The organism is Coleofasciculus sp. FACHB-712 (assembly GCF_014695635.1).
Classification (GTDB): domain Bacteria; phylum Cyanobacteriota; class Cyanobacteriia; order Cyanobacteriales; family FACHB-T130; genus FACHB-T130.
The window spans coordinates 1-11,249 of sequence record NZ_JACJOQ010000110.1 but is presented as its reverse complement, the minus strand read 5'-3'; the positions used below and the strand labels follow the sequence as shown (position 1 = coordinate 11,249).

The following is an 11,249-nucleotide window of genomic DNA, read 5'->3' as shown; positions in this document are numbered from 1 at the left end:
TGAGGTTCGTTCCTCAACCCAACTTACAGTTATTCCATACAGTGAATTAGTCAGCGCTTACTGACCAATCAATCATTATTAAATTCAAAAAATACTTTATATGGGCGCACAGATTCCCATTATATAAAACTAGCACTTGCGCCAATACTTGTCTAGTACCTATGGCGAATATTTAACAGAAATTTTAGAGATTTTCTGAAAATAATGGTGCGTTACGCTATCGCCAACGCACCTTCTATATAAGCCTTATTTTTGCGGTGTGCTATCGCCGTATTTAATCAAAAGCGCGATCGCTATACTGACGGCAAAAATTAATACCATACTCAAAGACGAGCCAAATCCCCAATTCTGAGTTGCGCCTAAAAACTGGTTATAAATCAAGCGAGATATCGTCATACTGGAGGCACCGCCCAGCAATTCCGGATCGACAAAATCCCCTAATGTGCTAATAAATACGAGCAAAGAACCCGCAGCAATTCCTGGTAGCGTTTGCGGGACAGTCACTTTCCAAAAAGTGTCAATCGGATTTGCCCCCAAATCCGCAGATGCCTCTAGCAACCGCCGATCCAGTTTTTCTACAGAAGCGTAAAGAATTAACACCATGTAAGGCAAATAGCTGTACCCCATCCCAATAAATACGGCTGAACTCTGGTTCAGCAACTCCAAAGCCGGAAGTCCTAAAGTCGTTAACATCGTGTTCAGGACACCCGTAGGACGCAAGATTGTAATCCAGGCGTAAGAACGCAGCAGCGATGATGTCCATAAAGGCAAGACAAAGCCTAGTAGCAGCAAATTTCGCCACTGTTTTGGTGCCATTTGACCAATCCAGTAAGCAACTGGGAATCCTAGTAAAAGACAAACGATTGTAGTGCCAATTGCAAAAAATAGCGATCGCCCGATCACCTGCAAATAGACGGGCTGAAATACCAGCGCATAGTTATCGAACCCGCTGGGATTCACCACATCCCCAGGTCGGATTCCTGGTACTAGACTCAGCTGAAAAATCACCAGCGTTGGCAGCACTAGCAACAAACCCAACCAGATACCAGCCGGACCCAGCAGCGCCATTGGTTCCAACCACTTCAAGCCGGGGCGTCTGCTGCCCATTAGCACTGGCGATTCGATTCCATCAGAGGGAGTGGGATTGGGGATAGAGGGAGGAGACGTTGGGGTAGACACGACAGAAAAAAGTTTTGAGTTTTGAGTTTTGAGTTTTGAGTTATTAATGAAAGATGATTGATATGAAGTATCAATTGTTGCTTCGATTCATCATTCAAAACTCAAGATTATTTAATGTTAGCTGCTCGTCAATCGAGTCCAATAGGATTCATAAACTTCGGCAACTTTTCCAAGCGGCGCAACGCCTTCGCATTGGGCAAGTACCGCCTCTGGGGGAAATAAAATTTGATTGTTACGGATTTCATCAGGTAGCTGATTGTAGCCAGCTTGATTGGGTGTCGCGAAACTTAAACGTTCGCAAATCTGAGCGGCGACATCAGGTTGCAACATAAAGTTAATCCAGGCATAAGCTCCTTCTGGATTGGGAGCTGTTATCGGAACGACCAGTGTGTCAGTCCACACCGAAGAACCACTCCGAGGAATTAGATATTGTAAGTTTTTATTTTCTGGAATAATTTCATTGGCATCGGATGAAAATCCCATTGCCAGCAGCAAATCCCCAGTTAAAATTTGAGTTCTCCAGGCATCAGAGGTGAAAGAAGCGAGGGCCGGTTTGAGCGCCATTAACTTTTCATACGCCTGTTTAATCTGCTGCGGGTCTTTTGAGTTGTAAGAGTACCCCAGCATTTTCAACACCGCACCCATTACTTCCCGAACATCATTCAGCAAGGTCATCCTTCGAGAAAGTGCCTGCTGATTGTCCCAGAGATAATTCCAATCTGCTGGTGGTTGCTTCAGCTTCTGGGTGTTGTAAATGAGACCCGTTGTTCCCCAACTCAGAGGTATGCTGTAGCGGTTTTCTGGGTCATAGACGGGATTCTGGAAGCGGGGAAACAACCGATCCAAACCTACCACACGGGAGCGATCGATTTCACTGAGCAAGCCCAGTTCCACCATCTTCCTCACCGTATAGTCAGATGGGTAAATAATGCTGTAGTCCCCGCCTCCCAATGCTTGAATCCTGGCTAGCATCGCTTCGTTGGAATCATAGACATCAGCAATGACCTTGATTCCAGTCTCTTTGGTAAAGCGTTTTAACAAATCCTCATCGGTATAGCCAGCCCAAGTGTAGAGATACAATAACTTGTTGTTGGATGCATCAGAGTTGGCGGGTGCCGAGCGCACTTGGGCAAGCGTCCAGCCGCAACCAGACATTGCCAGTCCGAGGGTAGCAGCAGCTGACGTTTGTAAAAACCTACGTCGTGTTGAGTGTTGTGGGTTCGTCCGTTGAGCAGTTGGAGGCACGGGATTCAGCAAAATTGCACGTCAATCGTCAAAATTTAGAAGAGGAAATTAAAAACTATCAAGGTGATTTTTTAGTTTTAATTTTTAATTTTTAATTTCTCTTTAACAGTATCTTACAGATTGCTCTATAGGGAGCGGCTCACCTAGTTCGGGCGTCAGTATTTTGACAGGCAAACATTAGATTTGTAGGGGTTTCTCAAATTGCCAGTCGTCATCCTGACTTTGAGAAGACAGCCCCGGAGTGATTGAATCGGTCGCTGAGTCAATTTTTCAAGTTCTGGGGGAAAGGAGCGCAAAATCAGTGCAGCAAAGGGCTGGCAGTCATCGATGGGAATGAATACTTTTTAATGGTTGGTGGTAGCCGGAAGCGATCGCTTCCGGCGTCTCTAGCCAACGACCAATGGGTTGACCGGGTTCCCCGAAAGCAAGCGCTCGCACTGGTCTGACCATGAGATTCTAACGCTTGTAGAAACTGCATTCAGCCCGGTCGCTGCTGGGAATGTCGGGAGACGTACGGGTAGCGATCGCTGCATTGGCTCTAAGTATTCATTGCCAGACAATCGGTAGCTGCCCAGTGAGCATAGATAGGGGTATGCAAGGCAGGCTCAATTCCCACAGTATTCATCTGCCGAACCGTTAAGCGATCGCCTGAAAGTAACTCCACCACATAATGAACATGAGTTCCCATGTACATCACGTGCTTCAGACGACCTTCAAAGCAGTTGATTGGCATCGCTGGCGGATAGAGACTCAGTTGAATCTTCTCTGGACGCACGCATACCACAACCTCCTGGACACCAATCTCATCCCAAGGCTCCAACGGCTGCACCACAACTGGCAAACCGCTTTTGGTGACAACTTTGAGCGTTGAGTAGTCAGAAGCTTCAATCCGCCCCTCAAACAGATTGGTATCCCCAATGAAATCCGCCACAAATGGCGTTTTGGGATGCTCGTAGATTTCAGTAGGCGAACCAATTTGCTCAATCTTGCCCCCGCGCATGACTGCAATCCGGTCGGAGAGACTTAGCGCTTCCTCCTGGTCGTGCGTCACCATCACAAACGTCAAACCGAGGTCTTGATGTAAATTGGATAATTCCACCTGCATTTGTTTACGCAGCTTCAAATCCAATGCCCCCAAAGGTTCATCCAGCAAAACCACCGCTGGACGATTCACTAGCGCCCGTGCTAAAGCCACTCGTTGCTGTTGTCCCCCAGAAAGCTGGGAAGGAAAGCGGTTAGCATAGGTTTCCATTTTGACCAGCTTCAGCGCTTCTTGCACTCGTTCGGCAATTTCGGTCCTGGGTCGCTTTTTAATCCGCAATCCGAAAGCAATATTTTCCCAAACGCTCAAATGGCTAAACAAAGCATAGCTCTGAAAGACGGTGTTCACCGGACGCCGGTGGGGCGGCACATGGTTCATCGTCTGCCCCTGAATCAGCACCTCTCCTGCCGAGGGAGTTTCAAACCCAGCCATTAAGCGCAAAGTTGTGGTCTTGCCACAGCCAGAGGGGCCTAAAATACTGAAAAATTCTCCTCGGTGGATCTCCAGATCAACCCCCCGGACTGCTGTTTCTCCATTGAATACCTTAAAAACCTTGCGGAGTTCCACATCCAGTTCATTTGTAGTCTCCGGAGAGCGTTGTTCTGCTAAAGAAGTTTGAGACATAGTTGATGATTCCCAGTGGCGATGCCCCACAGAGGTTTGAATTGCTCAACACACGCCGTCGCGTCTGTTTTGTGAAGGCTGAGCCGGTGATGCTTGGTTGAGCGTTGATTGCTAACTTTGGTTTATTTTAGCTGTCGGACTCAGTCCGATTGCGATTCGCTTAAAAATTTGCCATTCTTTGATTCGTTGAACCTGAAAAAGTACATGACAAAGTACAAGTGATTCCCGCTCTGTGCTGGATGCTATTTCCACGGCACTCATTTTCAGGACACCTCCAGTTCATCTTATTGAAGTGTGACGGTACACTATGTAGGAGCAATCCCTCTGTGAATTGCCACCCACTCAAAATACCTTTTGTTTCCCTGTTTAGAGCCAATTTATTCAGCCTCCTGCTATGACCTTAATCGCTCGGTCTTCCTCAATTGGGCGTCAATCCACCCCCCGAACTGTGGGCCGACGTCTCCAATCTGTAATTATCATGTTGCTCGTTACCTTACTCTTGGCGGGTGGGATTGGCGCTCGTTTAGTTTTTTTACAAGTGGTTCAGGGGGAACGTAACCGACAGCTGGCAGAAAACAATCGGATTCGTTTGATTCCCAAACAGCCAGCCCGAGGCACCATTTTCGACCGCAAGGGAAGAGTTTTGGCGAGCAGTCGGCTGTCTCACTCGGTTTTTTTGTGGCCCATCGCCCGCAAGCAGAAGGATTGGCCTGCTACCCTCAGCCGCCTTTCGGAACTGTTAAATGTTCCTGAGAAAGAAATTCAAAAGCAACTAGAAAAAGCCGGTTATACCTCGACCTCGCTGTTACGAATTGCTCGTGACATCAATCCTGCCCAAATTACGGCACTTGAAGAGTACAGGAGCCAACTAGAGGGCGTAGAGGTGGATATTGAAGGGGTACGAAACTACCCCAACGCTGAGGTGGGCGCTCACGTCTTAGGGTATACGGGGGAAATGAACGATGAAGAGCTAGCCAAGATGAAAGATCAAGGCTACCGCTTGGGTGATGTGATTGGTCAGATGGGTGTGGAGGCAGCTTTTGAAAAACCGCTACGGGGAGAATGGGGCGGTCAACAAGTTGAGGTAGATGGTGCGGGTCAAGTGCTGCGGATTCTTGGTCAGAAAAAGGCGAAGGCTGGGAAGGATGTGCAGTTAACGCTGGATCTGGATTTGCAGAAGGCTGCGGAGCGGGCATTGGGCGATCGCAAGGGCGCAATCGTGGCAATGGACCCCAACAATGGGGCAATTTTGGCAATGGTCAGCCGCCCAGGCTTCGATCCCAACGTTTTCTCTAAGCGGATCACCCCAGAAACTTGGAAGAAAGTACAAAGTAAGGGCAACCCCTTCGTCAACCGCGCTTTAAGAGTCTTTCCACCAGCGAGTACCTTCAAGATTGTCACCGCGAGCGCTGCGATTGAATCGGGTAAATATTCTCCGAATACGGTATTAGCAACCTATCCTTACTTAACCGTCGGTGGGATTCGGTTTGGGGAATGGAACCATGCTGGATTTGGCCCCTTGGGATTTGTTGGGGCGCTAGCGATGAGTAGCGATACTTTCTTTTATCAGATTGGTAAAGGAATAGGTGGTCCCACCTTGATTGACTGGACTCGGAAGTATGGCTTTGGTCAAAAAACGGGGATTGAGTTAGCTTCCGAAGAATTGCCGGGGTTGGTTGCGGATGCAGCCTGGAAGGAGAAGCGATTGAAGCAGGAATGGACTATCGGAGACACGGTGAATATGTCCATTGGTCAGGGCTTCTTGCAAACGACGCCGCTACAAGTTGCCGTGATGTTTGCGGTTCCGGCAAATGGTGGCTATCGAGTTAAACCCCACCTGCTCAAAGATAATGAGGCGTCCAAAAACTGGCGAGAGTCCTTGAATATGAAACCAGAAACGCTAAGGGTGGTGCGCCAAGGACTCCGGAGCGTTGTGACTAGCGGCACTGGAAAAGCGGTGAATGCGCCAACGCTACCCCCGGTTGCCGGGAAGAGTGGTACGGCAGAGGCTCCACCAGGACTGTCTCACGCCTGGTTTGGTGCCTATGCGCCTGCGGACAAGCCAAAGATTGTAGTTGTGGCGTTTGCGGAACATTCTGGAGGCGGCGGCGGTAAGGTAGCAGCCCCAATGGTGTTAAAAGTTTTGGAGGCTTATTTTCAGGTCAAGAAACCTGTTAAACCCGTTAAGTAAATTGTGAGGGGTTAGTTGTTAGTGTTTAGAGGAAAGGCTAACAACTGACTCCTCACAACTGACTCCTCACAACTGGCTCCTGACTATTGACTGCTCTCAATTTCTCTGCAACGACCTAACTTCGATGGTGCCGTTGGGTGCGAACACCACTCTGAATTGGGCGAGGGGTTCCTGTGGGACAGCGTCTGGCGAGTTGCTCGGCTGGAAGAGTTTAGGCAGGGGCGTTTCATCCTCGTAATCAAAGGCTGGTTGATTCTGTGGCTCGTAATCGGCGACGACACCGTCTTTGTTTACGGCGACACGGTATTGTAAGCTCCGTGGAAAACTGGGAGTGGCTTGCCAATTTTGCTTGAGTTGTTCGGAAAGCCGAGCTTCTAAACTCTCTATCTGAGCTGAGTCGGTAATTTCTGGACCGAGGCTGGGCTTTTCTTTATACCCATACCAGGGACTCACTTGGGGGACGCCTCGTCTAGTAAATACCACCCGGAACTGAGCCAGGGGTTCTTTGCTGATGTCGCTACCAGTGGCAGGGATATAGAGCAATTCTGGGAGCGGAGTTTCTTCTAAGCGATCGCGTGCGGCTGAGTTAACTGGCTTGTAACCCACCACAGCTCCGTCTTTCCCTACGCCCACCCGATAAACTAAGTCTTGCCGAAACTGGCGGCGGGTCGTCCACTTCTGATAAATGTTGTTTTGCAGTTTCCGTTGTAAGAAGTACAACTGGGTGGGATCGGTCAGCTCTGGTGCTGCTGTCACCAGGGTTTCCAAGTCGGTAGCTTCAGCGCTAGATGACGTGGGGCTTGCTGTCGGCTGCTCGGACGAGACAGGGCTAGCAGGCGTCGTTAAGCTGTTGGGCTGGGGCAAGGGATCTTTGAGGTTCTTGACTTCGGGAGGGGGAACCCTAGAAAACGCGATCGCTGCCAACGCCAAACTCGTGACCCCAACTGCTGCTGGTGCGGCGCGTTGTGCCACCGGCACTTCAGCCTTCGCATAGCGTTTCGGAACCGGCGCGATTGACAGCATGATGTCTGGCAGGGTGCGACCATCAGCCAGGAACTGATCCACCGCCTCCACCAAATCAAACAGCTGTACCGTCGTGATATCAACTTGTCTTGCTTGGAGGGTTGTGGCTGTCCCACTGGATGCGCCACTATGAGTCGAGTCTCCACCACTTCCCGGCGACTCAACAATTAACCGATGCAGATGGGCATCTATTTTCTGAAACTGCACTAAGCTTGGCTTGTCTTTCAGACTATGGGAGTGAGGCACCCCACTCAAGAATTCTTGAGCATAGTTGCTGGCTGCTGTCACCAGGCTTTCAAAAAAGTCACGTCCTCCCGTTAATGGCTTCTCCTTACCCGCAAAATGGCACTCAGCATTAACCAGGATAGACATTAAGGGTCGGGTGTCCACCTGACCAGCAGCTGTAGCATCGCTTAACCCTTCTAGGATCAGCGTGCAGTTAGGCAGACTGTACGGACGGCGAATAGTCATTTTCAGTTGGTGATTGGTAATTGGTAACTGGTAAGTCGGGAAAAAACTAATAGGTAATTGGTAATTGGTAACTGGTAAGTCGGGAAAAGTTTTAAGTTTTGAGGGTTGAGTTTTTAATTCAAGAACTTTCTTCTCGTCTTAAAACGCAACACCAATGCTCATCACTCTTATTCTTGATTACCGATTACTCCTTTTCTATGAAAGTTACACTTCTCCATCAAAAAGGCTGCTCCAAAATCTTTGCATTCCAGACGTTCCCGTACAAAATAGCAGCTCGCTTAACAGCTCAATAGCCAGATTGTTTAACTTCTCATCAGAGTTATAGGCGGCGACACCAGCGCGTCGTGGATTCATTCGGCTCCGGAAGTGAGCGCGGAACCTTTCTAAATACTCAGACAAGCGAAAATGATGTTCTAATGGCACCTGCTTGTCACGCAGTTGTTGATAAGCCAGTAGCAGCTGCCGGATCAACACGGTTAACCGCCGTGCTAGATGGCAGACTAGGATCACCATCGCTTTGGCTTCATCCAGGGTTAGCAAACGGCGTGTATAAGATCGTCGTAGCGGGTTGCTGCTTCGGATTCGCCAAAGGTGTACCCGATTTTTGATAATTCCCTGGAGTTCCAAATCCTTCGCCACTGTCAGCATTGCTTCAGACCCTCCCAATTCCAGGGCTTCTATTGCTAGTAGCATCAGGTCAATTTGTAGCCGAGTTCGACGCGGACACCCACTTGACGACGAAATCGGTGGGTCAGGGAGATTGTCTAAAATCAGCGGCATTGACTCTCGTGGAGGACTGTTTAATGGCATTACGCTCACAGAAAGATTCATTCCAAATAGCAGGACAGTTGAACTGGTTGATGGCTCGCACGGGCTACAACGAATTGCATATGGAAATCAATGACTTTTGACGGTTACATTTGTGTCCATCTGCTATCCGATTATTTATATGCCCAGCTGGATTTTACTAAAATCAGGGTGTCGCGATCGGGATTGAAGCTTCGGGCAAGTGGATGATTTTGGAGGTGGTTGTACTTGAATCATATAGATACGACTACTCACACGCCTCAATAGCTGCCCGCTGGCTCTTGAGTGTTAGGAATGCTCCAAAACCGTGCAGCCTTCTAGTGTACGATTTTCCAGGTATATCCTTGCACATCCGGGGGAGATCCTGCCTCTGTGATGCAACGGATACCGAGTTTACCTACAACCCTCTTTTTACGAGCTGCTATGGATCTCAAGTCTCTGATACGCGACATTGCAGACTTTCCTAAACCAGGAATTCTGTTTCGGGATATAACGACGCTACTGCGAGATCCGGAAGGACTGCGCTACACCATTGAAACCTTAACCGAAAAGTGCGCCCAGTTGTCTCCAGAGTACGTCGTTGGGATGGAGTCGCGGGGTTTTATTATTGGGGCACCTCTGGCATACAAACTGGGAGTTGGGTTTATCCCCGTCCGGAAGCCTGGAAAGTTACCAGGTGCTGTTCACACGGTTGAGTATGAATTAGAGTACGGGATGGATCGCCTAGAGATGCATCAAGATGCTCTACATCCCGGAAGCCGTGTTTTGATTGTGGACGATCTGATCGCGACGGGTGGAACGGCAACGGCAACGGCTGAGCTGGTACAGAAAATTGGCTGCACCTTAGTAGGATTTGGATTTATCATCGAGCTAAGAGATTTAGGTGGGCGTCAACGACTTCCTGATGTGCCAATTGTGACGCTGGTTGAGTATTAGGGAGCAACTGCTCATGGCTAATTGCTAATTGCTAATGGAAAACAAGCTATTAAACAATTAGCGATTAGCAAGTTACAAAAATTTTGGCGATATGGGATTCTATATTTCATGACTTCTACTAGAAATTCTTCAGGTCAGAATGGGTTAACAGCTAGTTTAAATTGGCTCAAAAGGCTGGTTACAAGTGAAACTTTTCTCTACGTGGCAAAACGGCTATTACAGGCAATTTTGACTTTGTTTCTAGCCTCGACGCTGAGTTTTGCAATTAGTCAGATGGCTCCGGGAGATTATTTAGATACTTTGAGGCAGAATCCCAAAATTTCCCCGGAACGAATTGAGGAACTCAGGCAACAGTTTGGTTTGGATAAACCAGCGATTGAACAGTACCGACGGTGGCTGTGGCAGATTTTGCGCTATGGCAATTTTGGTACGAGTTTTGTCTATCAGCGTTCGGTGTCATCGCTGTTGTGGGAGCGTATCCAAGCGACATTGGAACTCGCGATCGCATCGGTGATTCTGACGTGGGCGATCGCGATTCCACTGGGGATCGTCGGTGCGGTTAACCAAAATCGCGCTAGCGATCGCCTCCTGCAAGTGCTGAGCTACGCCGGACAAGGGTTTCCCAGCTTCATCACGGCGCTGGTGTTGCTAATTTTCGCCCAGTACACTTCACCCCTATTTCCAGTTGGTGGCAGAACCAGCATCAATCACGCTGATTTATCCTGGTTCGGTAAAATTTTGGATATCGGTTGGCACATGATTTTGCCCACCCTGGCGCTGAGTGTCACCAGTTTTGCTGGTTTGCAGCGAATTACTAGAGGGGAATTACTGGATGTTCTCCGCCAAGACTACATCCAGACAGCTCGTGCCAAGGGACTCCCCGAAGATCGAGTGATTTATGTTCATGCCCTCCGCAATGCGATTAATCCCCTAATAACGCTCTTAGGATTTGAGTTTGCCAGCTTGTTAAGTGGTGCATTTATTGCCGAATTTTTCTTCAATTGGCCGGGATTAGGACGGTTGATTTTACAGGCAGTTACTATCCAAGACATTTACTTAGTCATGGCAAGTTTAATTATGGGAGCGGTGATGCTGATTGTCGGCAATCTTATCGCTGATTTGTTGCTTAAGGTAGCCGATCCGAGAATTAAGTTGGAAAATCTTAAATGAGGAAATGGCTAATGGTTTCTTCCCGTCCAATTCTCAATTACGGATTAGCCTATTATCTTTGCATTTTCTATGTTTTCCCAAGTCTATTACCTAATTCGTTCGAGAGCTGATGGTCAATATCTTTTAGCTCAACCCGATACAAGTTCTTCAACCAGTAGCTCTGGCTATTTGTTGATGTTTGGCGAACATTTTGATGCGCTAAGCTATCTCAACGCCCATGCCCCAGATGTTAGCGATCGCTTCGCTGTTGAGTCAATCTCTGGAAGCCAGGTAAAAGGGTTGCTGCAACGGTGGGGATTTAAGGGAATTGGTGTGGTTGAAGACCCACTATTACCCAAAATTCAGTTTTTATCGCCAAGTTAAGCCAAATTATTGACTTCTATTGCCTTTTCTAAAGATTTATTGCAAGTATACCTAGGTACAGATGTCAGAAGCTCCAAAATTTGAGCAAATAAGAGAGGTCGTTCAGGCAGTTGTTTCGTCTGATCCGATCAACAAATCTTAATAGTGCTAATTTCGACAAATTAGGAGAGAGGGACTCTATGAAATCGATCCGTTTCA

10 protein-coding genes are annotated in these 11,249 nt (G+C 48.2%); 5 read left to right on the top strand and 5 right to left on the bottom strand.

All coding sequences use genetic code 11. The features are described from left to right. Window positions 1–246: 246 nt before the first annotated feature. Complete coding sequence (locus H6F50_RS02745) at window positions 247–1,107, bottom strand: ABC transporter permease (protein ID WP_190426071.1); 861 nt, start codon at window positions 1,105–1,107, stop codon at window positions 247–249. A 189-nt stretch (window positions 1,108–1,296) separates the two neighbouring features. After that, window positions 1,297–2,334 carry a spermidine/putrescine ABC transporter substrate-binding protein gene (locus H6F50_RS02740; protein ID WP_190426070.1) on the bottom strand — a complete coding sequence of 346 codons (1,038 nt, stop codon included), beginning with the start codon at window positions 2,332–2,334 and terminating at the stop codon, window positions 1,297–1,299. Window positions 2,335–2,669: 335 nt separating this feature from the next. On the opposite strand from H6F50_RS02740, the gene H6F50_RS02735 reads away from it, so the two are divergent. Next, window positions 2,670–2,870, top strand: a complete 201-nt coding sequence (locus H6F50_RS02735; protein WP_190426069.1) for a hypothetical protein — start codon at window positions 2,670–2,672, stop codon at window positions 2,868–2,870. Window positions 2,871–2,962: 92 nt separating this feature from the next. Here the strand turns inward: H6F50_RS02735 and H6F50_RS02730 are convergent, their stop codons facing one another. Beyond that, window positions 2,963–4,090: an ABC transporter ATP-binding protein gene (locus H6F50_RS02730; protein ID WP_190426068.1), complete on the bottom strand. Its 1,128-nt coding sequence runs from the start codon at window positions 4,088–4,090 to the stop codon at window positions 2,963–2,965. A gap of 394 nt (window positions 4,091–4,484) precedes the next feature. Between H6F50_RS02730 and mrdA the strand changes: the two genes are divergently transcribed. Then, complete coding sequence (mrdA, locus tag H6F50_RS02725) at window positions 4,485–6,281, top strand: penicillin-binding protein 2 (RefSeq protein WP_190414963.1); 1,797 nt, start codon at window positions 4,485–4,487, stop codon at window positions 6,279–6,281. Between the two features lie 96 nt (window positions 6,282–6,377). On the opposite strand, the gene H6F50_RS02720 is transcribed toward mrdA, so the two are convergent. Together H6F50_RS02720 and H6F50_RS02715 are read right to left on the bottom strand one after the other, a co-directional pair. Beyond that, window positions 6,378–7,775 (bottom strand): DUF4335 domain-containing protein, encoded by a 1,398-nt coding sequence (locus H6F50_RS02720; RefSeq protein WP_190414962.1) that lies wholly within the window; start codon window positions 7,773–7,775, stop codon window positions 6,378–6,380. 204 nt (window positions 7,776–7,979) lie between these two features. After that, window positions 7,980–8,606: a DUF3038 domain-containing protein gene (locus H6F50_RS02715; protein WP_190414961.1), complete on the bottom strand. Its 627-nt coding sequence runs from the start codon at window positions 8,604–8,606 to the stop codon at window positions 7,980–7,982. 399 nt (window positions 8,607–9,005) lie between these two features. Between H6F50_RS02715 and H6F50_RS02710 the strand changes: the two genes are divergently transcribed. The 3 genes from H6F50_RS02710 (at window position 9,006) to H6F50_RS02700 (ending at window position 11,051) form a co-directional block, all read left to right on the top strand. Then, window positions 9,006–9,518 (top strand): adenine phosphoribosyltransferase, encoded by a 513-nt coding sequence (locus H6F50_RS02710; RefSeq protein ID WP_190426067.1) that lies wholly within the window; start codon window positions 9,006–9,008, stop codon window positions 9,516–9,518. A 108-nt stretch (window positions 9,519–9,626) separates the two neighbouring features. Continuing rightward, entirely contained in the window at window positions 9,627–10,688 is a 1,062-nt protein-coding gene (locus tag H6F50_RS02705) for an ABC transporter permease (RefSeq protein ID WP_190414959.1), read from the top strand. A 69-nt stretch (window positions 10,689–10,757) separates the two neighbouring features. Then, complete coding sequence (locus tag H6F50_RS02700) at window positions 10,758–11,051, top strand: hypothetical protein (RefSeq protein ID WP_190426066.1); 294 nt, start codon at window positions 10,758–10,760, stop codon at window positions 11,049–11,051. Window positions 11,052–11,249 lie beyond the last annotated feature (198 nt).

Bases quoted from the DNA above. Each gene is read 5' to 3' on its own strand.
- H6F50_RS02745 (WP_190426071.1), bottom strand. From the start codon at position 1,107: ATGGGCAGCAGACGCCCCGGCTTGAAGTGGTTGGAACCAATGGCGCTG.
- H6F50_RS02740 (WP_190426070.1), bottom strand. From the start codon at position 2,334: ATGTCTGGTTGCGGCTGGACGCTTGCCCAAGTGCGCTCGGCACCCGCC.
- H6F50_RS02730 (WP_190426068.1), bottom strand. From the start codon at position 4,090: ATGTCTCAAACTTCTTTAGCAGAACAACGCTCTCCGGAGACTACAAAT.
- mrdA (WP_190414963.1), top strand. From the start codon at position 4,485: ATGACCTTAATCGCTCGGTCTTCCTCAATTGGGCGTCAATCCACCCCC.
- H6F50_RS02720 (WP_190414962.1), bottom strand. From the start codon at position 7,775: ATGACTATTCGCCGTCCGTACAGTCTGCCTAACTGCACGCTGATCCTA.
- H6F50_RS02715 (WP_190414961.1), bottom strand. From the start codon at position 8,606: ATGAATCTTTCTGTGAGCGTAATGCCATTAAACAGTCCTCCACGAGAG.
- H6F50_RS02710 (WP_190426067.1), top strand. From the start codon at position 9,006: ATGGATCTCAAGTCTCTGATACGCGACATTGCAGACTTTCCTAAACCA.
- H6F50_RS02705 (WP_190414959.1), top strand. From the start codon at position 9,627: ATGACTTCTACTAGAAATTCTTCAGGTCAGAATGGGTTAACAGCTAGT.
- H6F50_RS02700 (WP_190426066.1), top strand. From the start codon at position 10,758: ATGTTTTCCCAAGTCTATTACCTAATTCGTTCGAGAGCTGATGGTCAA.